Source organism: Pseudomonas sp. SDO5591_S426 (genome assembly GCF_054070755.1).
In genome coordinates this window covers 1-24,723 of the sequence record NZ_JBSVXD010000087.1, presented here as the reverse complement: position 1 = coordinate 24,723, position 24,723 = coordinate 1, and the positions used below count along the sequence as shown (strand labels likewise).

General features: G+C 59.4%; 23 protein-coding genes. 14 read left to right on the top strand and 9 right to left on the bottom strand.

Features of this window, described 5'->3' with window-relative positions:
- Positions 1-42 precede the first annotated feature (42 nt).
- Genes ACW9JC_RS17615 through zur form a run of 4 tightly spaced genes read right to left on the bottom strand, consistent with a single transcriptional unit; the run spans position 43 to position 2,845 of the window.
- Entirely contained in the window at positions 43-759 is a 717-nt protein-coding gene (locus tag ACW9JC_RS17615; protein WP_448105820.1) for a PA5502 family lipoprotein, read from the bottom strand.
- A gap of 37 nt (positions 760-796) precedes the next feature.
- Positions 797-1,585, bottom strand: coding sequence for a zinc ABC transporter permease subunit ZnuB (gene znuB / locus ACW9JC_RS17610; RefSeq protein WP_047535815.1), 789 nt, complete (start codon positions 1,583-1,585; stop codon positions 797-799).
- Positions 1,578-2,363: a zinc ABC transporter ATP-binding protein ZnuC gene (gene znuC / locus ACW9JC_RS17605; protein ID WP_416128732.1), complete on the bottom strand. Its 786-nt coding sequence runs from the start codon at positions 2,361-2,363 to the stop codon at positions 1,578-1,580. Before znuC ends, znuB begins: the two co-directional genes overlap by 8 nt.
- Positions 2,363-2,845 (bottom strand): zinc uptake transcriptional repressor Zur, encoded by a 483-nt coding sequence (zur, locus tag ACW9JC_RS17600; protein WP_338584014.1) that lies wholly within the window; start codon positions 2,843-2,845, stop codon positions 2,363-2,365. The genes znuC and zur overlap by 1 nt, the downstream gene beginning before the upstream one ends.
- A 66-nt stretch (positions 2,846-2,911) precedes the next feature.
- On the opposite strand from zur, the gene ACW9JC_RS17595 reads away from it, so the two are divergent.
- Positions 2,912-3,832 (top strand): zinc ABC transporter substrate-binding protein, encoded by a 921-nt coding sequence (locus ACW9JC_RS17595; RefSeq protein WP_457456426.1) that lies wholly within the window; start codon positions 2,912-2,914, stop codon positions 3,830-3,832.
- An 80-nt stretch (positions 3,833-3,912) separates the two neighbouring features.
- Here ACW9JC_RS17595 and ACW9JC_RS17590 read toward each other — a convergent pair whose 3' ends face one another.
- Together ACW9JC_RS17590 and ACW9JC_RS17585 are read right to left on the bottom strand one after the other, a co-directional pair.
- Positions 3,913-4,866 (bottom strand): homoserine kinase, encoded by a 954-nt coding sequence (locus ACW9JC_RS17590; protein WP_457456424.1) that lies wholly within the window; start codon positions 4,864-4,866, stop codon positions 3,913-3,915.
- Positions 4,867-4,923: 57 nt separating this feature from the next.
- A complete protein-coding gene (locus ACW9JC_RS17585) occupies positions 4,924-5,214 on the bottom strand; it encodes a DUF2782 domain-containing protein (RefSeq protein ID WP_110658219.1) in 291 nt (96 codons plus the stop codon).
- A gap of 74 nt (positions 5,215-5,288) precedes the next feature.
- On the opposite strand from ACW9JC_RS17585, the gene polA reads away from it, so the two are divergent.
- Positions 5,289-8,093, top strand: a complete 2,805-nt coding sequence (polA, locus tag ACW9JC_RS17580) for a DNA polymerase I (RefSeq protein ID WP_457456422.1) — start codon at positions 5,289-5,291, stop codon at positions 8,091-8,093.
- A 321-nt stretch (positions 8,094-8,414) separates the two neighbouring features.
- On the opposite strand, the gene yihA is transcribed toward polA, so the two are convergent.
- Entirely contained in the window at positions 8,415-9,059 is a 645-nt protein-coding gene (yihA, locus tag ACW9JC_RS17575) for a ribosome biogenesis GTP-binding protein YihA/YsxC (RefSeq protein WP_150733984.1), read from the bottom strand.
- A 191-nt stretch (positions 9,060-9,250) separates the two neighbouring features.
- Here yihA and ACW9JC_RS17570 point away from each other — a divergent pair, with 191 nt between their 5' ends.
- The 7 genes from ACW9JC_RS17570 (at position 9,251) to ACW9JC_RS17540 (ending at position 16,570) form a co-directional block, all read left to right on the top strand.
- Positions 9,251-9,541, top strand: coding sequence for a c-type cytochrome (locus ACW9JC_RS17570; protein WP_338584009.1), 291 nt, complete (start codon positions 9,251-9,253; stop codon positions 9,539-9,541).
- 46 nt (positions 9,542-9,587) lie between these two features.
- Positions 9,588-10,217, top strand: coding sequence for a c-type cytochrome (locus ACW9JC_RS17565; protein ID WP_457456419.1), 630 nt, complete (start codon positions 9,588-9,590; stop codon positions 10,215-10,217).
- 200 nt (positions 10,218-10,417) lie between these two features.
- The gene (locus tag ACW9JC_RS17560) at positions 10,418-11,059 is read left to right on the top strand and encodes a thiol:disulfide interchange protein DsbA/DsbL (protein WP_457456417.1); all 642 of its coding nucleotides are present in this window, start codon (positions 10,418-10,420) and stop codon (positions 11,057-11,059) included.
- 14 nt (positions 11,060-11,073) lie between these two features.
- Positions 11,074-11,952 carry an endonuclease/exonuclease/phosphatase family protein gene (locus tag ACW9JC_RS17555; protein WP_416128739.1) on the top strand — a complete coding sequence of 293 codons (879 nt, stop codon included), beginning with the start codon at positions 11,074-11,076 and terminating at the stop codon, positions 11,950-11,952.
- On the top strand, positions 11,949-13,997 hold the full coding sequence (locus ACW9JC_RS17550) for a diguanylate cyclase (RefSeq protein ID WP_457456415.1): 2,049 nt from the start codon (positions 11,949-11,951) through the stop codon (positions 13,995-13,997). The genes ACW9JC_RS17555 and ACW9JC_RS17550 overlap by 4 nt, the downstream gene beginning before the upstream one ends.
- A 102-nt stretch (positions 13,998-14,099) precedes the next feature.
- Positions 14,100-14,879: an N-acetylmuramoyl-L-alanine amidase gene (locus ACW9JC_RS17545; protein WP_457456413.1), complete on the top strand. Its 780-nt coding sequence runs from the start codon at positions 14,100-14,102 to the stop codon at positions 14,877-14,879.
- 77 nt (positions 14,880-14,956) lie between these two features.
- Complete coding sequence (locus ACW9JC_RS17540; RefSeq protein ID WP_457456411.1) at positions 14,957-16,570, top strand: EAL domain-containing protein; 1,614 nt, start codon at positions 14,957-14,959, stop codon at positions 16,568-16,570.
- 4 nt (positions 16,571-16,574) lie between these two features.
- Here the strand turns inward: ACW9JC_RS17540 and ACW9JC_RS17535 are convergent, their stop codons facing one another.
- Both ACW9JC_RS17535 and algB read right to left on the bottom strand, forming a co-directional pair.
- On the bottom strand, positions 16,575-18,365 hold the full coding sequence (locus tag ACW9JC_RS17535; RefSeq protein ID WP_457456409.1) for a KinB sensor domain-containing domain: 1,791 nt from the start codon (positions 18,363-18,365) through the stop codon (positions 16,575-16,577).
- 10 nt (positions 18,366-18,375) lie between these two features.
- Positions 18,376-19,722 carry a sigma-54-dependent response regulator transcription factor AlgB gene (algB, locus tag ACW9JC_RS17530; protein ID WP_457456407.1) on the bottom strand — a complete coding sequence of 449 codons (1,347 nt, stop codon included), beginning with the start codon at positions 19,720-19,722 and terminating at the stop codon, positions 18,376-18,378.
- A 435-nt stretch (positions 19,723-20,157) separates the two neighbouring features.
- Between algB and ACW9JC_RS17525 the strand changes: the two genes are divergently transcribed.
- From ACW9JC_RS17525 to ACW9JC_RS17505, 5 genes are all read left to right on the top strand, one after another.
- Positions 20,158-20,445 (top strand): hypothetical protein, encoded by a 288-nt coding sequence (locus ACW9JC_RS17525; protein WP_416128744.1) that lies wholly within the window; start codon positions 20,158-20,160, stop codon positions 20,443-20,445.
- 72 nt (positions 20,446-20,517) lie between these two features.
- Positions 20,518-20,682, top strand: coding sequence for a DUF1328 domain-containing protein (locus ACW9JC_RS17520; protein ID WP_003170804.1), 165 nt, complete (start codon positions 20,518-20,520; stop codon positions 20,680-20,682).
- Between the two features lie 2 nt (positions 20,683-20,684).
- Positions 20,685-21,149 carry an inhibitor of vertebrate lysozyme family protein gene (locus ACW9JC_RS17515; RefSeq protein ID WP_338583999.1) on the top strand — a complete coding sequence of 155 codons (465 nt, stop codon included), beginning with the start codon at positions 20,685-20,687 and terminating at the stop codon, positions 21,147-21,149.
- 710 nt (positions 21,150-21,859) lie between these two features.
- On the top strand, positions 21,860-23,191 hold the full coding sequence (gene gltP, locus ACW9JC_RS17510) for a glutamate/aspartate:proton symporter GltP (protein ID WP_150702318.1): 1,332 nt from the start codon (positions 21,860-21,862) through the stop codon (positions 23,189-23,191).
- A gap of 198 nt (positions 23,192-23,389) precedes the next feature.
- Complete coding sequence (locus tag ACW9JC_RS17505; protein WP_457456404.1) at positions 23,390-24,619, top strand: nucleoside recognition domain-containing protein; 1,230 nt, start codon at positions 23,390-23,392, stop codon at positions 24,617-24,619.
- Positions 24,620-24,723: the final 104 nt, after the last annotated feature.

Below are 24,723 nucleotides of genomic sequence, written 5' to 3'. Positions count from 1 at the left end.
TCACCGATTTCTGTAGGAGCTGCCGCAGGCTGCGATCTTTTTTCAGGGCTTACGCGGGCTCAAGACCATCTGCGCCGGAACACTGCGCAGAATCTGCCGCTGCAGGTTCAAGTCAAACTGCGGATCAAGCTTCTTCACTCGCTTGGTCAGCAAGTTAGCCAGCCACGGATAGTCATCGGTGCGCGGCGCCTGAATGCTCACATCACACTGGTAATTCACCACATCGGCGGCGATGGCATCCAGTTGACGACGCAACTTGCCCATGTCGTTGATATTCAGCGCAACCGTGGTGCTTTCAGCCGTCGGGTCGATGACTTTGGCTTTTGGCATCGCTTCAGCGGCTCTAAGAGCGGCTTCGGCTTTTTCCAGTTCAGCCTTACGGGCTTCAGCGATTGGACCATTCACGCCACCGGTCAGCGCCGGCGCCTTGGGCATCAGAGCGCGGGCGCGGGCCAGAGCCGTAGCGGCAGCGTTCACATCACCTTTTTGCAGCACGATCTGGCTACGCAGCAAGTAGGCTTCGGCCAGTTGCCGTTGGTATTGCTCAAGGGATTGATCGTTGGGCGACTCGGCCTGCAATGCAGCCAATTGTCCTTCGGCGGTGGCCAACTCACTGCTGGCCAGGCTTTGCTCAAGCTGTGCAATGGCCGTGGCCCGCCCATCCGGGGCCTCGGTGGCCGCCGGTGGCGTGCTTTGGCAAGCGCCCAGCAGCAAAGAAAATGCGACAAGGAGCAGATAACGGGAGGCGAACGACTTCATTCCTGCGACTCTCTATTTGCGCAAAAAACGAGCAAGTCTACACCCCTCGACGGGGCAGAACAAAACTCAGCAAAAACAGTGCAGCAGCCGTCACAACAATCGACGGTCCGGCCGGAGTGTCCTTGAACCAGGACAGCGCCAGCCCGCCACACACGGCGAGTATGCCCAGCAGGCTCGCGCCCAGTGCCATCTGTTCCGGCGAGCGGGCGTGACGTTGTGCCGCAGCCGCCGGGATGATCAACAACGAAGTAATCAGCAAAACGCCGACGATTTTCATCGCCACGGCAATCACCACGGCGATCAACAACATCAACGCCATGCGCAGTCCCGCCACGGGCAAACCTTCGACCCTGGCCAACTCTTCATGCACCGTGATCGCCAGCAAAGGCCGCCACAACGCAACCAGCAAGGCCAAAACAGCCGCGCTGCCGCCGAGAATCCAGGCCAGATCGGTCGGACTGATCGCCAGCAGATCGCCGAACAGATACGCCATCAGGTCAATCCGCACTTCGTGCATGAAGCTTAGTACCACCAGACCCAGAGAGAGGGTGCTGGGCGCGAGAATTCCCAAAAGCGTGTCAGACGCCAGCGGCTGGCGCTGTTGCAAGGTCACCAGCAACACCGCCAACAGCAAGCAGCCGACGGTCACGGCAACGGTCGGACTGACATCCAGCAGGAAACCCAACGCCACACCCAGCAACGCCGCGTGGGACAGGGTGTCGCCGAAATAGGCCATGCGCCGCCAGACCACGAAAGAACCCAACGGGCCCGCAACGACTGCCAGGGCCAGACCTGCAAGTAGGGCGTAGAGCAGAAAATCAGCCATGCTTGCAGCTATCTCCGTGAACATGGTTATGGCCCGACGCGGGCGCCTTGACCACCGAGCCGTGCAAATCGTGGGCGTGGTCGTGATGGTGGTGATAAATCGCCAGGCTCTGTGCGTTTTTTCCGAACAGCTCGACGAATGCCGGATCGCCGCTGACCTGTTCAGGGTGACCCGAACAGCAGACGTGGCGATTCAGGCAAACCACCTGGTCGGTGGTGCTCATCACCAGATGCAAATCGTGGGAGACCATCAACACCCCGCAACCGTGACGGTCACGCAGGCGGGTGATCAGGCTATAAAGCTCGGCTTGGCCGGCCACGTCGACGCCTTGCACCGGTTCGTCGAGCACCAGCAATTCCGGTTCGCGCAACAAAGCGCGCGCCAGCAGTACACGCTGCATTTCACCGCCGGAGACACTTTGCACCGGGCTGTCGATCACCTGCTCGGCGCCGACTTCCTTGAGCGCGGACAAAGCCATTGCACGGTCAACGCCCGGCACCAGACGCAAAAAGCGCAGCACCGAGAGCGGCAGCGTCGGATCGACATGAAGTTTTTGCGGCATGTAGCCGACCCGCAATTTCGGCTTGCGCCAGACGCTGCCGCTATCCGGTTTCAACAGGCCGAGCACCGCGCGCACCAGCGTGGTCTTGCCGGCGCCATTCGGGCCGATCAGGGTGACGATCTGCCCCGGCTCGACGCTCAGCTCGATGTTATCCAGCACCGTTTGCCCTGCAAACGTGACGGCAACCTGCTCGAGGCGGATCAGCGCGTTGCTCATCAAGCCCCCTGACAACCCGAGCAGAGACCGACCACTTCGACAGTCTGGCCTTCGACGACAAACCCGACATCCTTCGCGCTGACGATAATCGCGTCGCTGATGGATTTCTGTTCGAGCTCAATGGCCGCGTGGCATTCACGGCAGATCAGGAACTGACCCTGGTGGGCGTGCTCCGGATGATTGCAGCCGATGAAGGCGTTGAGCGAGGAAATGCGGTGCACCAGGCCGTTTTCCAGCAGGAAATCCAGCGCGCGGTACACGGTTGGCGGCGCGGCGCGGCGGCCGTCCTGCTCGCTGAGCACCGCGAGGATGTCGTAGGCACCCAGCGGCTTGTGGCTCTGCCACACCAGTTCCAGCACCCGCCGCCGCAACGCGGTCAGGCGCAGGCCTTGACGTGCGCACAGGGCATCGGCCTCAGACAGAGCGCTGTGCACGCAATGAGAGTGGTCGTGGGGACGGCTGGCAATCGGTGTTTTAGGCATGAGCGGCGACGAGTTTTGTGAGAGACGTTATTATGTTACCCGTTCTCGCCTCTTCGAGTGGTCATCGTGTCCCGACTTTTTTCTATCTTTGTCGCATTTGTCGCAAGTTTTCTGCTGATCGGTTCGGCGCAAGCCGAGGTCAAGGTCCTCACCAGCATCAAGCCACTACAGCTGATCGCTGCTGCGGTGCAGGACGGTGTGGCGATTCCGGAAGTCTTGCTGCCACCCGGCGCCTCGCCGCATAACTATGCCTTGCGCCCGTCCGACGTACGGAAGGTGCAGTCGGTGGATCTGCTGTACTGGATTGGCCCGGACATGGAAGGCTTCCTGCCGCGCGTGCTGAACGGTCGTACGTTGCCAAGCGTCGCCGTGCAGGACCTGCCTGGCCTGAAACTGCGTCACTTCGCCGAAGATAACCACTCTCACGCCGAAGAAGTCGACGAACATGATCACGATCATCGCCCAGGCAGCCTGGACGCGCATTTGTGGCTGTCGCCGATCAACGCCCGAGTCATCGCCACGAAAATGGCCGCTGACCTCAGTGCAGCCGATCCTGCCAATGCCCCGCGCTATCAAAGCAACCTCAAGACGTTCGATGAGCGTCTGGATGCCCTTGATCTGCGCTTGAAAAAACGTCTGGCCGGTGTTGAGGGCAAACCCTACTTCGTGTTCCATGAGGCTTTCGATTACTTCGAAGATGCCTACGGCCTCAAGCACGCTGGCGTGTTCAGTGTTGCTGCCGAAGTGCAACCCGGTGCACAGCACGTCGCGGCAATGCGCGCGCGCTTGCAGGAAGTAGGCAAGACCTGCGTGTTCAGCGAACCGCCGTTGCGTCCGCGTCTGGCGGAAACCCTGGTGGCGGGCCTGCCGGTGAAACTGGCGGAACTGGATGCCTTGGGCGGATACACGCCGGCGACTGCTCAGGGATACGAGCAGGTGCTGGAGAAGTTGGGGAATGATTTGGCGGGATGCCTGGAGTCGTTGTAACCCTATAAAAAAGATCGCAGCCTGCGGCAGCTCCTACATTGATCGGCGTAGGAGCTGCCGAAGGCTGCGATCTTTTGCTTTTAAAGGGCGAAAGGCAGCGGTGTATTGACCGTCTGCCGCTGCGCAAGGCGCAATTGAAACTCCATCGGATCGTGAATCAGCACGTCCTGCCCGGCGAACGACTCCGCCGCGATCAGGCGCGACAGCCAAAACCGCACACACGCCACCCGCAACAGGGTCGGCCACAGCTCGGCTTCGGCGGCAGTGAACGGGCGCAAAGCGGCGTAAGCACCCAACAACGCCCGCGCTCGCGGCCCGTCGATCAAGCCTTGCTCATCGGAACACCAGTCGTTCAAGGCAATTGCCACGTCGTACAGCATCGGTCCGGAACAGGCGTTGTAGAAGTCGATCAGCCCGGTCAGGTGCGTGCCTTCGAACATCGCATTGTCGCGGAACAGGTCGGCGTGGATATTGGCGCGAGGCAGCGCCAGGATTTTCTCTTTCTGCCGGGTGATTTCTTCCAGCGCCTTTTGCAGCAGATCTTTTTGCTCGGGATTCAGGTGCGACAAAAACTGCGTGCCCTCCTCCAGCATCCAGTCCAGGCCACGATCCGTCTTGCGCTTGATCATGTTTTCCGCCTGGGTCGCCAGGTGCAGATGACCGAGCAGCTCACCGACTTGGGCACAATGCTGCGCGTTGGCCTGCTTGATGTGCTTGCCGGACAGGCGCGGTTGCAACAGCGCAGGCTTACCGGCCAGTTCGCGCAGCGCGACGCCGTCGGTGGTGCGGATGGCGTAAGGCACCGGCAGGTCGGCGCCGTGCAGCACGTCGAGCAGCTCGATGAAGAACGGCATTTCCTGGACCGGGCCGCGTTCGACCAGGGTCAGGACAAATTCGCCCTGCTCCAGGCTGATAAAGAAATTGGTGTTTTCGCTACCGGCGGCGATCCCCTGGAAATCAAGCAGGCGGCCGAGGCCATAAGGGGCGAGAAAAGCTTCCAGCTCGGGCCGAGCCAGGGGGGTGAACACAGACATGTTTGAACTGCCAGTACGGGCGCCGCTCGTAAGCCAGCGCCAATTGAAATTAAGAAACTATTTCCACTCAAAAATCTTCCACGACGGAATCAGCATATCGGGCTGGTCCGAGCGGATAAAGTTTGCATCGGTCCCGTCTGCGCGCACCAGAAAATATGGCGGTGCGCCCTTCGGCGTGACCTTGATCGCGTACAGGAAACCGTTCTGACGGTATTCCTGAATGACTTTGTCCCCTTCCGTGCGGATCGTGACTTCCGGATCCGGTGTCGGCGCATCGTCCGCCGCCATGACGGCCAATGGAGTGATTGCAAACAAGCCAGCCAGCAACAGGCGATTTAGTGTGCGCATGATAACCTTGTCCCTTTGTCGTCAACGGTCCCGCTATTCTAGCGCCGGACCCGCCGAAAAGGTTGATCCTGCTCATGAGCCAAGCCCCCCTCGTCCTGGTGGACGGTTCGTCTTACCTGTACCGCGCCTTTCACGCGCTGCCACCGCTGACCACGTCCAAAGGCCTGCCGACCGGTGCGGTCAAGGGCGTGTTGAACATGCTCAAGAGCCTGCGCAAGCAGTACCCGAACAGTCCGTTCGCCGTGGTGTTCGACGCCAAGGGTGGGACGTTTCGCGATGACATGTACGCCGAATACAAGGCCAACCGTCCGAGCATGCCCGATGACATGCGCGTGCAGATCGAGCCGCTGCACCAAAGCGTGATCGCCCTGGGCTTCCCGCTGCTGTGCGTCGAAGGCGTCGAGGCCGATGACGTGATCGGCACCCTGGCCCGCAGCAGCGCCGCCGCTGACCGCCCGGTGATCATCTCCACCGGCGACAAGGACATGGCGCAACTGGTCGACGGCCACATTACCTTGGTCAATACCATGACCGGTAGCAGCATGGACGTGGAGGGCGTGAAGGAGAAATTCGGCGTCGCTCCCGAGCAGATCATCGATTATCTGGCGCTCATGGGCGATTCGTCCGACAACATTCCGGGCGTTCCGGGCATCGGACCGAAGACTGCTTCCGGCTTGCTGGTCGGCGTGAACGGTGGCCTGACCGATCTCTATGCACAGCTGGACATTGTCCCGACCCTGCCGATTCGCGGCGCCAAGACCCTGCCGGCCAAGCTCGAAGAGCACAAGGAAATGGCGTTCCTCTCCTATCAGCTGGCAACGATCAAGGTCGACGTGCCGCTGGACATCGGCCTCGATGACCTGCAAATGGGCGCGGAAGATCCGGCCAAACTCTACGAGTTGTACAACCTGCTGGAATTCAAGAGCTGGTTGAACGACCTCGATCGCGACGCAAAACGCCTTGAGCTGAGCGCTGCCGCCGAACCCGCACCGGCCGCCGATCTGTTCAGCGCCGCCGAGGTCGAAGCACCGGCCGCCACCGCTGAGGCCGCTTATGAAACCATCCTCGATCAGGCACGATTTGACGTCTGGCTGGAAAAACTGAATAACGCCAAGCTGTTTGCCTTCGACACCGAAACCACCGGCATCGACGCGCAACAGGCGCAACTGGTCGGCCTGTCGTTCGCGGTGCAGGCCAACGAAGCGGCCTACATCCCGCTGACGCATTCCTACATCGGTGTGCCCGAGCAACTGGATCGCGACACCGTATTGCGCGCGCTCAAGCCGATTCTGGAAGACCCGAACAAACTCAAGGTCGGCCAACACGCCAAGTTCGACATGAACATCTTGGCCAATTGCGCCATCGGCGGTGACCCAGCGAACGGCATCACCGTGCGCGGCATCGCCTTCGACACAATGCTCGAGTCTTACGTGCTCAATTCCACGGCGACTCGCCATGACATGGACAGCCTGGCGCAAAAGTATCTGGATCACACCACGGTGAGTTTCCAGGACATCGCCGGCAAAGGCGCGAAACAGCTGACCTTCGATCAGATTGCCCTTGAGCAGGCCGGCCCTTACGCCGCCGAGGATGCGGACATCACTTTGCGTCTGCACCAGGCGTTGTTCGAAAAACTCACGGCCATTCCGAGCCTGGCCAGTGTGCTGACCGACATCGAAATCCCGTTGGTGCCAGTGCTGGCGCGCATTGAACGCCAGGGCGCATACGTCGACGCCGCGCTGCTGGGCGTCCAGAGCATCGAGTTGGGCGAGAAGATGGTTGCGCTGGAGCGCGAAGCTTTCGAGATCGCCGGTGAAGAGTTCAACCTCGGTTCGCCCAAGCAACTGGGCGTGATCCTCTACGAGAAACTCGGTCTGCCGGTGCTCAAGAAAACCGCCAAGGGCCAACCGTCCACCGCCGAAGAAGTGCTGGCCAAACTGGCCGAGGACGACTATCGGTTACCCAAGGTGCTGATGGAATACCGTTCCATGAGCAAGCTGAAAAGCACCTACACCGACCGCTTGCCGGAGCAGATCAACCCTCGCACCGGACGTATCCACACCTCGTATCATCAGGCTGTAGCGTCCACCGGGCGGCTGTCTTCCAGTGATCCGAACCTGCAGAACATCCCGGTGCGCACCGCCGAAGGGCGCCGCATCCGCCAGGCCTTCGTCGCCCCGACCGGTTACAAATTGCTGGCGGCGGACTATTCGCAGATCGAGTTGCGGATCATGGCGCACCTGTCCAAGGATGAAGGGTTGATGAACGCCTTCCGTCACAATCTGGACGTGCATACCGCCACCGCCGCCGAAGTGTTCAAGGTCGAACTGGCGGACGTGACTTCCGACCAGCGACGCGGCGCCAAGGCGATCAACTTCGGTCTGATATACGGCATGGGTGCGCAGAAACTCGGCAAAGACATCGGTGTCGATACCAAGACAGCTAAGGCTTACATCGATACTTACTTCGCCCGTTACCCCGGCGTTCGCGAGTACATGGACCGCACCCGCGCGCAGGCGGCGGAGCAGGGTTTTGTCGAGACGTTCTTCGGGCGTCGGTTGTATCTGCCGGAGATCAACTCCAATAAACCGCAAGAGCGCGCCGCCGCCGAACGCACGGCGATCAACGCGCCGATGCAAGGCACCGCGGCCGACATCATCAAGAAAGCCATGGTTGCCGTGGACAACTGGCTGACTTCGTCCGGCCTCGACGCGAAAGTCATCCTGCAGGTGCACGATGAACTGGTACTTGAGGTGCGTGAAGATTTGGTTGACCAGGTCAGCAACGAAATTCGCGCGTACATGAGCGGCGCCGCGAAGCTGGATGTTCCGTTGCTGGTAGAGGTTGGCGTAGGAAATAACTGGGATGAAGCTCACTGAGCCGTCTGAAAAGGCGATTTCTGCTGCGGCATAGTGCCGCGGCAGTAGGGCGAAGGGCGCTTAGTCCGGATCGTGCTTGGGGTTATTCCAAAGGCATTTGAAAAAATTCTGAACTAATCTGGAGAATCACCACTCAGAGATACTGAATGGCTGGTGAAGCCCTTCGATGCTCCTATGTTGTGTTAAGTGTTGGCAGATATCTGGACCCCGCCCTAGCGGTCTAGAACTTGAACCCCGGAACTTCCCCCTCCCCATAAGAAGTCCGGGGTTTTTTTTGCCCGGAGAAAACTGCCTGAGCGCGCCGCAGGCAGTTTTCGATCCTTACTGAGCCTCTGCCTCGGAACCCTTGTCAGCCAGCTCCATCCAGCCCGCCAACACAGTGTAGGCGTCTTCCAGGCCCATGCGCTTTGGCGCCGAGAACAGTTGGATAGTCACCAGATCGCCCCAGCCCTTACGGATTTCCGACTGCACTTTGAGCAACGTGTTCTTCGCCGCGCCGTAAGTCAGCTTGTCCGCTTTGGTCAGCAGAATGTGCATCGGCATGCCGGCGGCAACGGCCCAATCGAGCATCAGCAGGTCGAAATCGGTCATTGGATGACGGATGTCCATCATCAGAATCAGACCTTTCAAACTCTCGCGACCACCCAGATACGCTTCCAGGTGACGCTGCCAGTGTTGCTTGAGCGGGATCGGCACTTTTGCATAACCGTAACCCGGCAGGTCGACCAGACGGCGTTCATCGTCTAGCTTGAAGAAGTTCAACAGCTGTGTGCGACCCGGAGTTTTCGAGGTCCGCGCCAGGCTGGCGTGAGTCAGGGTGTTAAGCGCACTGGACTTGCCCGCGTTGGAACGCCCGGCGAAGGCGACTTCAAAACCTTCGTCGTCCGGACATTGGTCGACTTTGGCGGCGCTGAGCATGAAGGTGGACTGTTGGCACAGACCGAGGATGGGATTCTTGAGTTGCATGGGATTTCCGATGTGGGCGGCGCCGGGAATGGGCGCGGCAAGCGGTGTCGCTTCCGTTTCAGTGACGCCAGTATATAATGCCGCAGATTTTGTGTGCGCTTTGTCCCAGCGTAGGATGAAGTTCACGAGAGCGACAGACCTTGATTGCGCATTAGAACGCAGAACGCTCTCAACCCTGAAAAGGTCGTTTTATGACGAAATGGCTGCTAGCTGCCGGTGTCTTGATGCCGCTTTACAGCGCTCAGGCTACACAGGATCCGGAAGCTGTGTACAACCGTGTTTGTGGTGCCTGTCATTCCGGCCAACTACCCATGGCGCCCAAGAGAGGCGATCAGGAAGCTTGGACGCCGAGGTTGGCGAAAGGTATGGAGACGCTGGTGCAACACGTGACCCAGGGTTTCAAGGCGATGCCGCCGCGTGGTTTGTGCATGGACTGCAGTGCCGAGGATTACCAAGCCATCATCCAGTGGATGAGCGAGTAAACCCGGTCCATAACTCTTTAACCCTTAGCCGTAGTTGGATTAGCTGATGAAGAAATTGATCGTGAGTCTGCTGTTGACCGTGGGAATCTCCGGCATTGCCCATGCTGCAGGTGAGCCAGTAAAACCGGGTGACGCCGCCGCAGGCCAGGCCAAAGCCGCCGTCTGTGGCGCCTGCCACGGCCCGGATGGCAACAGCATGGCGCCAAACTTTCCAAAACTCGCGGGTCAAGGTGAACGCTACCTGACCAAGCAACTGCACGACATCAAGTCGGGCAAGCGCACCGTTCTGGAAATGACCGGCCTGCTGACCAACCTGAGCGATCAGGATCTTGCGGACATCGCCGCCTACTTCGCCAGCCAGAAAGGCAGCGTCGGCGCCGCTGACCCGAAAATCGTCGCTCGCGGTGAAGCCCTGTTCCGTGGCGGTGATCTGGCCAAGGGTCTGCCATCCTGCACCGGTTGCCATTCGCCTAATGGCGCAGGCAACGCAGCCGCCGGCTTCCCGCACCTCGGTGGCCAACACGCTCAATACATCGCCAAACAACTAACCGACTTCCGCAAGGAAGAAGGTGGCCGCAACAACGACGGCGATACAAAACCAATGCAGAGTATTGCCAAAAAGCTGAGCGACGAAGACATCGCCGCAGTGTCCAGCTACATTCAGGGCCTGCACTAAGACCGGCGAATCGGGCGTTGCGCAAGGCATACATCTCTTGCAACGTTAACGCTCGATTAATCCGTCGCAGCAAGTATAAAAAGGGTGGCTTTGGCCGCCCTTTTTTGTGGCCGCTGCCGTTACACTACAGAACTCAGGCCCGCCATGACCTGTCTGAAAACAGGTCGCGCGAGGCGATAAAATTTGTCCAGGAGTGAAGCATGCGTAATCTGATCATCAGCGCCGTTTTTGCCGCTGCCAGCCTGTTCGGCATGACTGCCCAGGCCGCCGAAGCCCCAGCTGCCCCTTATGTCGAACTGAGCAACCCGGTTCCGGTTGCCGTACCTGGCAAGATCGAAGTGGTGGAGCTGTTCTGGTACGGCTGCCCGCATTGCTATGCATTTGAGCCGGTGATCAATCCTTGGGTCGAGAAGTTGCCTTCCGATGTGAATTTCGTGCGTATTCCGGCCATGTTTGGCGGCCCATGGGATGCCCACGGTCAAATGTTCCTGACCCTCGAAGCCATGGGCGTCGAGCACAAGGTTCACACTGCGGTTTTCGATGCGATCCAGAAAGAACACAAGAAGCTGACCACCCCTGAAGAAATGGCCGAGTTCCTGGCCACTCAGGGCGTCGACAAGGACAAGTTCCTGGCGACCTTCAACTCCTTCGCCATCAAAGGCAAGATTGTCCAGGCCAAAGAGCTTGCAAAGAAATATGAAATCTCCGGCGTACCAACCATGATCGTCAACGGCAAATACCGCTTTGACGTGGGCTCCGCCGGCGGTGCCGAGCAAGCCTTGCAACTGGCCGATAAACTGGTCGACAAAGAGCGAGCGGCTAACAAGGCTGCCGCCAACTAAGGGCAACCACTGCCATGCGCCGCTGGGGTACTGAACGCATCGTTGGCCTGCATGATCCGCGGGTCAACGAGCATCACCTGGAATCCACGGGCCTGCCCGCAGACAGCCGTTTGCGCTTGCTCAGTTTCAACATCCAGGTCGGCATCAGTACCGAGCGCTATCGGCATTACCTGACCCGGGGCTGGCAGCATCTGCTGCCGCACACCGGGCGCGCCGACAATCTGCAAAAGATCGGCAACCTGCTCGGCGACTTCGATCTGGTCGCCTTGCAGGAAGCTGATGGCGGCAGCCTGCGTTCAGGCTACGTCAATCAAGTCGAACACCTGGCCCAACTCGGCGCCTTCCCCTACTGGTATCAACAACTCAATCGCAATCTCGGTCGCCTCGGCCAGCACAGCAATGGCGTGCTCAGCCGCCTGCGCCCGTGGGCGATCGAGGACCATCCGCTGCCGGGACCGAAGGGTCGCGGGGCGATTCTGGTGCGCTTCGGCGAAGGTCCGGATGCGCTGGTGGTGGTCATGATGCACCTGGCGCTGGGCGCCCGTGCCCGCAGTCTGCAACTGGCTTACATCCGCGAACTCATCGGCGGATACAAACATCAGGTGCTGATGGGCGACATGAACACCCACGCCAGCGACCTGCTGCAAAACTCTCCATTGCGTGACCTCGGTCTTCTCGCCCCGCAACTGGAAGCGACGTTCCCCAGCTGGCGCCCGCAGCGTTGCCTGGACCATATTCTGCTGAGCCCGACCCTGACGCTGGAAAAGGTCGAGGTGCTGGCCCAACCCATTTCCGATCACCTGCCGGTCGCGGTAGAGATTCGTCTGCCGGGTTCGCTCACGGCCGATGCATTGCCCGCGTTGAGTCCTGCCCTTCGCGGAACCCCTGAATGAGCGACGAAGCACAGCGCTGGAAAGAGAAGTACCTCAAAAGCATCGAACAACAGGAAAAGCTCGAACGTCGTTGGGACGCACGCCTCGACTTGCTGCGTCGCGGACTGGTGCGTAGCACCCTGGCGGCGGAAGGCACTGATCGCGCCGTTGATCAATGCATGAAGGAAATGCGTGAGGTCGTGCGTACCGACGACATGGACGCCGGCCTCGCCGCCCTGCTCCCGCGCCTGGAAAAAGCCGTGCTCGATTCCGAGCAACGTCGGGAAACCCGGGTCAACCAGACCAGTGCGGCCTTGAACGCGCTGGTTACCCAGCTGCAAACACTGCCGTTACCCCGGGAAGTCAGCCGTCCCCTCAAGAACTTCGCCAAACAACTGGATAGCCGCGTCAGTCAGGCTCGCGAGATTCCGTTGCTGCTCAGCGAACTGAGCGGCTTGCAAGGCAAAGCCTTGAACCAGTTGGAGACGCCGACAGAGCCCGGTCGACCAGGCCTGTTGCAGCGATTGTTCGGTCACCGTGAGGCCGATGAGGCCGTTGCACCGTCAACCCCCGTGGTTGAGCAAACCTCTTTTACAGCACCAGCCGAAGCCGCCTCGGCGCCGATTGCCGCTGCATCGCCAGCAATCACCGAACCCGAACCGGCCATCGAAAAGGCGCCCGTTAAAGCTCCCGACCCGATCTTCAAGGTTGCCGAGCCCCAAGCCATTGAGACATCTGTCGATACGCCAGAGCCACCTGCCGTAACGGCGTTTACTCCGCCGGTTATCGAACCACAGCAAGATTCTGCCCCGCACCCCGAAGCCCAAGCGGATCAACCTGACGAACCGGCAATACTCGTCGAGACACTCGCGCCCCAAGCCGAGCAATCAATCAATCCTGACGAACTGACGCCGGCTGAGCTTCCCGAAACAGTGCCTCAGCCGTCCGATTTTCCCGCTGTCGATTCAGAGCAACCCGAGCACGACATCCTGTATGCGCTGCCGGACTCCCCCGAGCCGTCCTACAGCTCAGTGGCCAAGCACATCGAAGACACGTTGCTGGGCCTGCTCGACGATCTGACGCTGCCCGAGCGTCATCGCCCGCAAGCCGAATCGATGCGCGACCGTCTGAAAAACGGCTTGAACTGGTACGAGCTGCTACCGATCCTCGACGATCTGGCCACTTTGATGCTGGCCATCTCCGACAGCGGCCAGCATGAATTCGAAGCCTACTTACAGCAGCTCAACGAGCGTCTCGAATCGTTCCAGAGCAACCTGCAGGCCGCCAGCGCCGGGCATGCCGACAGTCGCTCCGCCGCTGAGGCCATGGACACGCAAATCCGCGAACAGGTCGACGGCCTGCAAACCAGCATGCATGAAGCGGCTGACCTGGACGATCTCAAGCACGTCCTGGAAAACCACCTCGAAGGCCTGCTCGGCACCATGGACCAACACCGCAAGCAGCGCGACGAGCGTGAGCACGAGGTGGCGGCCCGCCTGCAAAGCCTGGCCGAACGAGTGGCCCACATGGAGCAGGAGGCTCTGGGTTTTCGCGAGCACCTTGAAGAGCAACGGCAGAAAGCCTTGATCGACCCGTTGACCGGCCTGCCCAACCGCGCCGCCTGGAGCGAACGGCTGGAACATGAAATCAGCCAATGGCAGCAGCACGGCAACACGCTGATGCTGGCCATGCTCGACCTTGATCACTTCAAGCGCATCAACGACAACTACGGTCATCTGGCCGGTGACAAAGTGCTGAAAATCATTGCCAGCGTGCTGCGCAAGCGTCTGCGCGGGACGGATTTCATTGCCCGGTTTGGCGGCGAAGAGTTTGTCCTTTTGCTGCCGTCCACGGTGCCGGCAGCCGGAATGAAACTGCTTGAACACCTGCGAGCGTCGATTGAGGCCTGCCCATTTCACTTCAAGGGTGAGCGGGTGACGATCACCATTTCCATGGGCCTGACCGCATTCAAACCCGGCGAACATAGCGATCTGGTACTGAAAAGAGCCGATCAGGCGTTATATCGCGCGAAGAATGCCGGCCGTAACCGGGTCGAACTGGGCTGAGGGCCAATTGTTCCATTTTATTTAAAACCTCGCGATTGCCCTCCGCACGCAAGGCAGTACGTTACACTGTTGCATTACTGTCTTGCGTGTATTGCTCCTGCCATGAAATTTCTTGCTCTCATCGTGTCGCTGATGCTCCTGGCCGGTTGTGCCAGTGGTCCGCGCTACGACACCAGTCACCCTTCCGCCAATCACGACAGCCGTATCCAGTTCGTGGTGGTGCATTACACCTCCGCCTCGCTGGAGCGTTCGTTGCAGCTGCTGACCCATGGCGAAGTCAGCAGCCATTACCTGGTCGGTGACGACAAAAACGCGACCATCTACAAACTGATGGATGAAAACCTGCGGTCCTGGCACGCCGGAGAAAGCCAATGGCAGGGCCGGACCTGGCTGAACTCCAGTTCCATCGGCATCGAAATCGTCAATCCTGGCTTCAAGGACACCCCGACCGGCCGTCTCTGGTATCCCTACAGTGAAGCGCAGGTGCAGTCCCTGATCGTTCTGCTCAAGGACATCAGCAAGCGTTACAACATCAACCCGCGCAGCATCATTGGCCACAGCGATATTGCGCCGCTGCGCAAGCTTGACCCCGGCCCGCTGTTTCCGTGGAAACGCCTGGCGGCCGAAGGTATCGGCATCTGGCCGAACGAGCAGGCTGTGGCGCGCCAGCAGGCACAGTTCGATGCACAACTGCCGAGCATCAGTTGGTACCAGGCACAGCTTGCCCGCTTCGGTTATGAGACGCCTCAGACCGGCGAACTGGATGTCGCCACGCGCCATGTCATCGCAGCGTTCCAGATGCATTTCCGCCCATCCCGATTCGATGGCACGCCCGATGCGCAAACAGCGGCGCTGCTACAGGTGTTGAACCAGACAAAATAATGACGACCGCCCGACGGTCAGCGCGTTTTCTCCATCAGCAGCTATAACTCATTGGTAATTCTTCGGATATTTCCCCAATGCCTGCTGCTCGAGAGTCATTCCGTAGTTGGTTCTATCGCCCATGGTTTCTGGCGATGCTGGCGGCTGTCCTGAGCGCAACCTTACTACTCTCCGGCAGCCTGTTCATTGCCCTGCACCAGGTCCAGCAGAACGAAAGCAAGGAAATGAATGCCCAGGGCGAACGTTTTCTCGCCCGCCTGGAGCAACTGTTCGGGCAATTGCGCGAAAGCCTCGACGACCTGGAGGCCCAGCCGCTACGCATGTGCGATGACGAAATGATCGCGACGCTGCAAGCGGTCAGTTTCAATTACCGTTTCGTCTATGAAGCGGCCTACATGGATGCCTCACGGATCTGCTCTAATCGTCCGCGCCAGGAAGGTTTGTCGTTGATACGCCCCCCGGACATCAAGGGCCCCACCTACAGCTATTGGCTGAACACCACCACCGAACCCGATGAAAATCGCGCCGCGCTGATGCTCGGGCGCGGCAATTTCCGCGTAGCGACGTCGCGCGGGCATTTGACCGATATGGTCGACCTGTCACCGGGAAGCAGCCTTTTAGTCGTGCTCGACCACGGCACTCGGGCGATTCCGGTCCTGGGTGTGTCGCAATCATGGCCACCGAACGAACATTGGCCGCCAAAAAGCCGTGATGCGCTGCAAGTCACGCAGACGCGTTTGATTTACCGCATGCCCACCGACAATCCGGAATACCAACTGGTGCTGATCACCCCGCGCGGCGGCACCCACATTCCGCTGATGTGGTGGTGGTTGTTGCCGGTGTGCCTGGGGCTGACCTTGTGTGTGGGTTTTCTGGTGTTCCTGCTGGTGCGTCAGCGCCAGTCCCTGGACGCCGAACTGACCGGCGCCATACGCCGTGGCGAGTTGCAGGTGTTGTATCAACCGATTTTCGACCTCGACAGCCGCAACTGCGTCGGCGCCGAAGCCTTGCTGCGCTGGCGAAGGCCGGATGGCACCCTGACCAGTCCCGACCTGTTCATTCCGATGGCGGAGAACACCGGGCAAATCCGTCAGATGACCGATTTCGTCCTGCAACGCTTGTTGGAGCAACTCGGGCAATTACTGCGCGCCAACCCGCAGCTGTACATTTCGGTCAACCTCGCAGCCTGCGATGTAATGGTGCCACGGATCGGCCAGGTCATGGCGCGGCTGCTGACCTTGCACCGGGTTGCCGCCAAACAGATTGCCTTTGAGGTCACCGAACGGGGGTTAATCGACGTGGTAGTGGCCCGGGAAAACCTGCAAGCCTTGCGCGATGTCGGGCATCAAGTGCTGATCGACGACTTTGGCACCGGCTATTGCAGCCTCGCCTACCTGCAAACCCTGCCGGTGGATTGCCTGAAAATCGACAAGGCCTTCATCGATGCGCTAGGCCATGACGCGGCCAGCAGCGGCGTGGCCCCGCACATCATTCACATGGCGCAATCGCTGCACTTGAAAGTGATTGCCGAAGGCATCGAGCATGAAGCCCAGGCAGCGTTCCTGAGCAGTGAAGGTGTGAAGTTTGGCCAGGGCTGGCTGTTCGCCCATGCGTTGAGTGCGGTGCAGTTCATTGAACTGATTACCCGTGGCCGCCGGTTGGCCAACCGACGCCTGGATGACGAAGCGTAAGGCGCTACACCGTTAGCGCCATGTAGAACTGCGTGCCCTGCCCCGGCCGCGAATAGACGCCCATCCGCCCGCCGTGCAACTGCACGATTTCCTTGCACAACGCCAATCCGAGTCCGGCCCCGCCTTTTTTGCGACCGACCTGCACAAAGGGCTCGAAGATCCGTCCTTGCTGGCCGTAGGCAATGCCTTCACCGTTGTCTTCGACACTGATGATGACCCGCTCGCCATGGCGTCGGGCCTGCAAGCGTATGAGACCGCCCGCGGACGTGTGGCGCAGGGCGTTGTCGATCAGGTTGTCGAGCACCCGGTCCAATTGCGGCTGATCAGCCTGCAAGCGCGGCAACGGCCCCTGTACTTCCACCAACAACTCGATGCCCTTTTCTTCGGCACCGCTGGTAAAGCGCAGCTGCGCCTGCTCTAGCAAGTCTTCGATGGAACACGGTGCCAGGCTGAGTTTCTGCAGACCATTCTGGTAACGCGAGAAATTCAGCAGGTCGTTGATCAACTGCATCAGCCGCTGCATTTCTTCGTTCACCGTATCCAGCAAATCGGCTTCACGGGAGTCCTGGGGGAAATGCGCGCGCTCACGGAACAGGCCGAACGCCATGTGCATGCCGGTGACCGGCGTACGCAGTTCATGGGAGGCGCGCAGCACGAATTCGCTGCGTACTCGTTCGAAGGCGCGCTGCTCGGTAACGTCATGCAGCACCATTACCGCGCCGAGAATATGGCCCTGGGTATGACTGACCGGCGTCAGGCTGTAGGTCAGCAGGCGCGTCTCGCCATCGACCTCGATGTTCAGATCCTCCGGTGCCCGCTCCAGCGTGCCGCCGCGTAGCACCAGTTGCAGCTGTTCATCGAGCTCCGGACGCTGCAAAGCAGTGCCCAGCCCTTGGCCGAGTCGATCCTCGTCCCAGCCCAATTGACGCTGCGCCACCGGGTTGAGGTGTTCCAGATGCCCCTGGCGATCGATCATCAGCAAGCCGTCGTCGATGCTGTCGAGCACTGCCTGCAAACGTTGCTGACCCGCCAGTAGCTCATCGATGTTGGTGGCCTGATGCTCACGCAGCGCCTCGGCCATGATCCCGAAACGCCGGGTCAACTGGTTGAGTTCCACGGCCGAGGAAACCGGCAGGGTGACGTCGAAGTTGCCTTGGCCAATGTTGTCCGCCGCCTGCGCCAGGGCCTCGATGGGCTCGCCGAAACGCCGGGCGATGGCATGCGCAGTGACGAAACCGATGATCAAAACCGCCAACCCGACCAGGCCGAGCAATCCGGCAATCAATAAAGCACGTTCACGGGCATGGCGCTCGGTGGCACCAATGTTATCCAGCGCACGCTTGTGCTCATTGATCAAACCATTGCGCAGCTCGTTGAATTTTTCGGTGAGTTCGTCGTTGCCGCTCAGCACATGGGCCGGATCGGGTGACACTTCGTAGGCCTGAATGAAACTCAGGTAATCCGCCTTGGCTTTTTTGAAACCGTACTCGCTGCCGTCGATTGCAGGTTCCTGGGCGATGCCCTCCTCCAGCAACTCGAAGTAACGCTGTTTTGAGGCTTCGAAGGCTTGGGAATCCGGCTGCTCGCTGAGCATGATGATCAACTGATCACCCAAGGTCTGACGCAGCTTGAGCCCCAAATCCAGGGTGACGAAGTTGTTGCGTACCAACGCTTCCTGGCTCCCGGCCATCTGCATCACGCTGACCAGTCCGAGCAGCAACCCGAACAGCGCTACGGTGATCAGCGCGGAAATGCTCAGGAACAGCCGGGTCCGCAACTTCATCGCCAGTTTCATCGGTGGCGGCTCACAAGTTGTACTGTTTGCGTTTGCGGTACAGCGTCGACGCGTCGATGCCCAGGGTCTTGGCGGCTTGATCCAGCGTGCCGGCGGTGGCGAGGACCGCGCCGATGTGGGCCTTTTCCAACTCATCGAGGCTCAAGGCGGCGCCGATGCGCGGTGCATTGTTGACCGGTGCTTCAGCCATGCCCAAGTGGCTGATCTCAACCCGCTCCTGAGGGCAAATAATGCTCGCCCGCTCCACCACGTTGCGCAGTTCGCGAATGTTCCCCGGCCAGCGATAACCCAGCAGCGCCTCCCGAGCCTCGTCGCTGAAGCCTCGGGCCGGACGTGCGTACTCTTTGACGAAGCGCGCCAGGAAGCGGTCGGCGAGATTCAGGATGTCTTCCCTGCGCTCGCGCAGCGGTGGCAAGTGCAAGGTGATGACGTTCAGGCGATAGAGCAAGTCTTCGCGGAAACGACCGTCGCGGACCATGTCTTCGAGGTTCTGGTTGGTGGCGGCGAGAATACGCACATCGGCGCGGCGGGTGACCGGATCGCCCACACGCTCGTATTCTTTATCTTGAATGAAGCGCAGCAATTTTGGCTGTAAAACCAGCGGAAAATCGCCGATCTCGTCGAGAAACAACGTACCGCCATCGGCTTGATTGACTCGCCCCAAAGTACTTTCGCTGGCGCCGGTGAATGCGCCACGACTGTGGCCGAACAGCTCGCTTTCCATGAGTTCAGCGGTCAGCGACGGGCAGTTGATGGTGATGCAGGATTTCTTCGACCGCTTGCTCCAGCCGTGAATCGCCCGGGACAACTCGCCTTTACCGGTGCCGGATTCGCCGAGAATCAAAATATTGGCATCAGTCGTCGCGACCTGGCGAGCGGTTTCAAGGACCACTTTCATGGCCGGGCTATGGGAGTCCAAACCATCCTTGGGTTTGCGCACCTCGCCTTCGAGGGCTTCAAGGCGCGCCGACAATTGACGCACTTCCAGTTGCTTGGCCGTGGCCAAGCGTAATTGATCGGGGCTGCACGGTTTGACCAGATAATCGGCGGCACCGGCCTGAATGGCATCGACAGCGGTATCCACGGCCGAGTGCGCGGTGACGATCACCACGCGCATCCATGGAGCCTGGATGCGCATCTGAGCCAACACGTCGAGGCCGTTGTCTTCACCCAGGCGCAAATCAAGGAAGCACAAGTCGAAGACCTGACGTTGCAACAACGCATCGGCTTGTGCGGCGCTGTTGGCCGTCGCCACGCTGTAGCCCTCGTCTTCCAGGCAATAGCGGAAGGTACGCAGGATGGCGGACTCATCATCCACCAGAAGAATACGGCCTTGATGCTCAGTGGCTGATTCCATTTTCCTACGCTCCTTAATGAATAGTCTTGGTTTAGTCCCGGAAAAATCGGGCAAGTTGCATGGTTCATTCTGATCCATTCCCGTCATGTCAGGGTAGTTATCTCCCTGCCCGCCGGTTTTCGCCTGATTTTGTAGGCCTTTTATAGGTAATAGCTTTTCAGACGATGAATCACGTCCATTTCTGACAGCCGCGCCCTCCTCTCAATTCAAAAAGATTGCGATCTCTGCCAACGCGATCGTGCATATCGCACGACCGCGTCAGGGGGCATCGTGCAGGATGCGCACGAAGGGCTTTTCCTCACTAAACTAACTATTTGATTTATAACGGTTTTCTAAGACAAAAAAACTGGCATGCGGGCTGCAATAACCTGATTAACGCAGGGCACCAACAAAACGCCCTCAACCCGATTACCCCCGCGTGGGAGGAGCTTCAGGATGAATCGCCAACGTGCCACCCAATTGCATCTCTCGCCTCTGCTTCTCCAACAAGGTTTGTTTGCAGTACTGGCGCTATCGATCACGCTGATCGGCGGCCAACAGTTTCTGCGCTGGGAGCAGAGCCAGCAGCAAGAAGGGCCAAGCGTGTCGTTTCAACACCCGACCCAAACCCACTTCAGCGCCGCCACCAGCGGTATGGCCGACAGCACTGCAATGCGGATGATGGACGTCGACCAGCACCAGGCGATGGATGAATCGCCACGCCAGGAACGCTGGGTGTTCTAAGTTCAAACACTTGGCGCGATCGCTGCGCCGGGAAACGCAATACCTCTAAATAGAAGCGTAAGGAGAATCACCATGTTGAGCTGGGCAATCACATTCTTGATCATTGCCATTGTCGCCGCCGTACTGGGCTTCGGTGGTATCGCGGGCACCGCCACGGGTATCGCCAAGATTCTCTTTGTCGTGTTCCTGGTGATGTTCATTGCTTCCTTCTTCTTTGGCCGTCGCGGTCGAGGCTGAATATGAGTTTTTCGTTAAAGACACTGGCAGCCGCCCTGCTACTGGGCGGTAGTGCCATGGCAATTGCCGCCAATGACGGCCAGGCACGGGTCAACGAGCTCTTGAACGCAGACCCGCAGTACCGTGAAACCTGGCAAGGCGTGGTGAAGAAAGAAGAACGCCTGCCGGAATGGGTGATGAACCTGTCCGGCGATGCCGAACAAATGAATGCCGTTGAAGAGGACGGCGACAAGTATCTGGTGGGACCGCTGTGCGAATCGCAGGCGACTTGCCTTGACCGACGCTTGATCGTCGCCGTCAGTTTCGACAAGAAAGACGCTTACGCAATGCTGGTCGAAGTGCCTTCCGGGCTGCCGGCCGACAAGTCGCCGACGCGACATGCCACCTACCGTTTCCTCGGCAAACCGGACCAGGGTATGCAGGAAATGTTGATGGAGCAGCTCAAGAAGGATCCGAACTGGTACTGATTTGAGAATACGAAAGAAGCGCCGTGCTTCTTTCCTCTGCGCCCACCTGAGGAAGGTTGGTGCATGACCAAGGGGTCGGGATGTTCTGCCTGTTGCAGGGGCGGAGTGACCTACGGGTACAGGGAGTGCCTGCGCAAGGGCCGGGTCAGGAAAAGCTGCGACGCAAGTTCGCCGGTCAAGCATGGCTCGACGGACTTGCGAAGAGCTTGCATGCAAGGCTCTGAACGAGAGCGTTCCCGTCTGTTTTTTCGGCTTCCTGCCAAATTCCCTCACCAATCACTGGAAAGTATTTTTCCGGTATCTCCCCAGCGACCGTATATCAAAAAAATCACCCTTCTTTTGTCGCGATGCCTTCGCGCGCGCTGCGAGATTTTCTCAAAAATTCTTCTTTATTCGACTGATCAAAAAACATTCAATCTGCCCTGCAATGGCCGGTACACGGCACTTATGCCTGCCGAAATGTCGTGTTCGAACCGATTGCGACGTCGCTTACAGGTAAAAAACCTCATGCCGATTCGGCATAGGGTAGGCGTTTACGGCATTAGACGTCGCTTCCTTGCATCGGAATAGTTGCGCCTTTTTTCGCCTGCCAGAGAGCCACTAACAAGCGCTCCGGGGCTCCTTATACGGGGGCAGACGCACTGACTTTTTCGCCACAAGCGATCCGGTTCATGCATCTGCCCGAGTCAAACTGAAGTAAGGGTAAAGATATGAAGAAGGCAAAGCTTAGCCTCGCCTGGCAGATCCTCATCGGTCTGGTATTGGGGATTGCAATCGGTGCGCTGCTCAACCATTTCAGTGCCGAAAAAGCCTGGTGGATCAGCAACGTCCTGCAACCAGCGGGCGATATCTTTATCCGTCTGATCAAGATGATTGTGATCCCGATCGTGATCTCTTCGTTGATCGTCGGTATTGCCGGCGTCGGTGATGCGAAGAAGCTCGGCAGCATCGGCCTCAAAACCATCCTTTACTTTGAAGTCGTCACCACCATCGCCATCGTCGTCGGCCTGCTGCTGGCCAACCTGTTCCATCCGGGTGCCGGCATCGACATGAGCACGCTGGGTACTGTGGACATCTCCAAGTACCAGGCAACGGCGGCCGAGGTTCAGCATGAACACGCGTTCATCGAAACCATCCTCAACCTGATCCCGTCCAACATCTTCGCGGCCATGGCTCGCGGTGAAATGCTGCCGATCATCTTCTTCTCGGTGTTGTTCGGTCTCGGTCTGTCGAGCCTCAAGCCTGAACTGCGTGATCCGCTGGTCACGATGTTCCAGGGCGTGTCGGAAAGCATGTTCAAGGTCACTCACATGATCATGAACTACGCCCCGATCGGCGTTTTCGCACTGATCGCGGTCACCGTGGCCAACTTCGGCTTCGCCTCCCTGCTGCCACTGGCCAAACTGGTGATCCTGGTTTACGTCGCCATCGCCTTCTTCGCCTTCGTGGTGCTGGGCCTGATCGCTCGCTTGTTCGGCTTCTCGGTGATCAAGCTGATGCGCATCTTCAAGGATGAGCTGGTGCTGGCCTACTCCACCGCCTCCTCCGAAACCGTGCTGCCGCGCGTGATCGAGAAAATGGAAGCCTACGGCGCGCCGAAAGCCATTTGCAGCTTCGTGGTACCGACCGGTTACTCGTTCAACCTCGACGGTTCGACTCTGTACCAGAGCATCGCGGCCATCTTCATTGCCCAGCTGTACGGCATCGATCTGTCGATCAGCCAGCAACTGCTGCTGGTGCTGACCCTGATGGTCACTTCCAAAGGCATCGCCGGCGTACCAGGCGTGTCCTTCGTGGTGCTGCTGGCCACCTTGGGCAGCGTCGGTATTCCGCTGGAAGGCCTGGCCTTCATCGCCGGTGTCGACCGCATCATGGACATGGCGCGTACCGCTTTGAACGTGATCGGCAACGCCCTGGCCGTGCTGGTTATTTCTCGCTGGGAAGGCATGTACGACGACGCCAAGGGCCAGCGCTACTGGAACTCCCTGCCGCACTGGCGCAGCAAAGAGAAGCTGCCGGTTGGTGAAGTTTCCAGCAACTAACGCAATTCCCTGTAGGAGCATGGCTTGCCCGCGATGAACGATAACGCGGAGCAACTGATACACCGAGGCGCCCCAATCGCGGGCAAGCCTTGCTCCTACAGAAGCGGTTGCGCGTCCAGACAAACCCCGGAGAAATCCGGGGTTTGTCGTTTCTGGCCACCCCGCTATCATTCGCGCATCTTTTGGGGGATTTGACTGATGCTTAATGGCCTGTGGCTTGGCTTCTTCATCGTGGCCGCGATATCGGCGCTGGCGCAGTGGCTCATCGGCGGCAACGCCGGGATCTTCGCGGCGATGGTGGAAAGCATCTTCGCCATGGCCAAGCTGTCGGTCGAAGTGATGGTGTTGCTGTTCGGCACCCTCACCCTCTGGCTGGGTTTTCTGCGCATCGCCGAGAAAGCCGGGATCGTCGAGTGGCTGGCCAAGGCCCTCGGCCCGCTGTTCCTGCGCTTGATGCCGGAAGTCCCGCCCGGCCACCCCGCCATCGGCCTGATCACCCTGAACTTCGCCGCCAACGGCCTTGGCCTGGACAACGCTGCCACGCCGATCGGCCTGAAAGCAATGAAAGCCCTGCAGGAACTCAACCCCAGCGCCACCATCGCCAGTAACGCGCAGATCCTGTTCCTGGTGCTTAACGCCTCCTCCCTGACCCTGCTGCCGGTGACGATCTTCATGTATCGCGCCCAGCAAGGCGCGCCCGACCCGACGCTGGTGTTCCTGCCGATCCTGCTGGCCACCAGTTGCTCGACCATCGTCGGCTTCCTGTCGGTGGCCTTCATGCAACGCCTGCGTGTGTGGGACCCGGTGGTGCTGGCGTACCTGATTCCCGGCGCGCTCATGCTCGGTGGCTTCATGGCGCTGCTGGGGACGATGTCCGCGGCGGCGCTGGCCGGTTTGTCGTCGATTCTCGGCAACCTGACGCTATTCGGCTTGATCATGCTGTTTCTGCTCATTGGCGCGATGCGCAAGGTGAAGGTCTACGAGGCGTTCGTCGAAGGCGCCAAAGAAGGCTTCGATGTGGCGAAGAATCTGTTGCCGTATCTGGTGGCGATGCTCTGTGCGGTGGGCGTGCTGCGGGCGTCCGGCGCGCTGGATTTCGGTCTGGACGGTATCCGTCATCTAGTGGAGTGGGCCGGTTGGGATACGCGATTCGTCGATGCGTTGCCGACCGCCATGGTCAAGCCGTTCTCCGGCAGCGCCGCGCGGGCGATGCTGATTGAAACCATGAAGACCTCAGGCGTCGACAGCTTCCCGGCACTGGTGGCGGCGACGGTGCAGGGCAGTACCGAAACCACGTTCTATGTGCTGGCGGTGTACTTCGGCGCGGTGGGCATCCAGCGGGCGCGGCATGCGGTGGGGTGTGCGTTGCTGGCGGAACTGGCGGGCGTGCTCGGCGCGATCGGGGTTTGCTACTGGTTCTTCGGATAAAGCAAAAGATCGCAGCCTTCGGCAGCTCCTACAGGTGTACACCTGCCAATGTAATTGGATGGACTCGCCCAAGCCGAGGCGTCAATGCGCCACGGTGGCAGTCT

Bases quoted from the DNA above. Each gene is read 5' to 3' on its own strand.
- ACW9JC_RS17615 (WP_448105820.1), bottom strand. From the start codon at position 759: ATGAAGTCGTTCGCCTCCCGTTATCTGCTCCTTGTCGCATTTTCTTTG.
- znuB (WP_047535815.1), bottom strand. From the start codon at position 1,585: ATGGCTGATTTTCTGCTCTACGCCCTACTTGCAGGTCTGGCCCTGGCA.
- znuC (WP_416128732.1), bottom strand. From the start codon at position 2,363: ATGAGCAACGCGCTGATCCGCCTCGAGCAGGTTGCCGTCACGTTTGCA.
- zur (WP_338584014.1), bottom strand. From the start codon at position 2,845: ATGCCTAAAACACCGATTGCCAGCCGTCCCCACGACCACTCTCATTGC.
- ACW9JC_RS17590 (WP_457456424.1), bottom strand. From the start codon at position 4,866: ATGTCTGTGTTCACCCCCCTGGCTCGGCCCGAGCTGGAAGCTTTTCTC.
- ACW9JC_RS17585 (WP_110658219.1), bottom strand. From the start codon at position 5,214: ATGCGCACACTAAATCGCCTGTTGCTGGCTGGCTTGTTTGCAATCACT.
- polA (WP_457456422.1), top strand. From the start codon at position 5,289: ATGAGCCAAGCCCCCCTCGTCCTGGTGGACGGTTCGTCTTACCTGTAC.
- yihA (WP_150733984.1), bottom strand. From the start codon at position 9,059: ATGCAACTCAAGAATCCCATCCTCGGTCTGTGCCAACAGTCCACCTTC.
- ACW9JC_RS17570 (WP_338584009.1), top strand. From the start codon at position 9,251: ATGACGAAATGGCTGCTAGCTGCCGGTGTCTTGATGCCGCTTTACAGC.
- ACW9JC_RS17565 (WP_457456419.1), top strand. From the start codon at position 9,588: ATGAAGAAATTGATCGTGAGTCTGCTGTTGACCGTGGGAATCTCCGGC.
- ACW9JC_RS17560 (WP_457456417.1), top strand. From the start codon at position 10,418: ATGCGTAATCTGATCATCAGCGCCGTTTTTGCCGCTGCCAGCCTGTTC.
- ACW9JC_RS17555 (WP_416128739.1), top strand. From the start codon at position 11,074: ATGCGCCGCTGGGGTACTGAACGCATCGTTGGCCTGCATGATCCGCGG.
- ACW9JC_RS17550 (WP_457456415.1), top strand. From the start codon at position 11,949: ATGAGCGACGAAGCACAGCGCTGGAAAGAGAAGTACCTCAAAAGCATC.
- ACW9JC_RS17545 (WP_457456413.1), top strand. From the start codon at position 14,100: ATGAAATTTCTTGCTCTCATCGTGTCGCTGATGCTCCTGGCCGGTTGT.
- ACW9JC_RS17540 (WP_457456411.1), top strand. From the start codon at position 14,957: ATGCCTGCTGCTCGAGAGTCATTCCGTAGTTGGTTCTATCGCCCATGG.
- ACW9JC_RS17535 (WP_457456409.1), bottom strand. From the start codon at position 18,365: ATGAAACTGGCGATGAAGTTGCGGACCCGGCTGTTCCTGAGCATTTCC.
- algB (WP_457456407.1), bottom strand. From the start codon at position 19,722: ATGGAATCAGCCACTGAGCATCAAGGCCGTATTCTTCTGGTGGATGAT.
- ACW9JC_RS17525 (WP_416128744.1), top strand. From the start codon at position 20,158: ATGAATCGCCAACGTGCCACCCAATTGCATCTCTCGCCTCTGCTTCTC.
- ACW9JC_RS17520 (WP_003170804.1), top strand. From the start codon at position 20,518: ATGTTGAGCTGGGCAATCACATTCTTGATCATTGCCATTGTCGCCGCC.
- ACW9JC_RS17515 (WP_338583999.1), top strand. From the start codon at position 20,685: ATGAGTTTTTCGTTAAAGACACTGGCAGCCGCCCTGCTACTGGGCGGT.
- gltP (WP_150702318.1), top strand. From the start codon at position 21,860: ATGAAGAAGGCAAAGCTTAGCCTCGCCTGGCAGATCCTCATCGGTCTG.
- ACW9JC_RS17505 (WP_457456404.1), top strand. From the start codon at position 23,390: ATGCTTAATGGCCTGTGGCTTGGCTTCTTCATCGTGGCCGCGATATCG.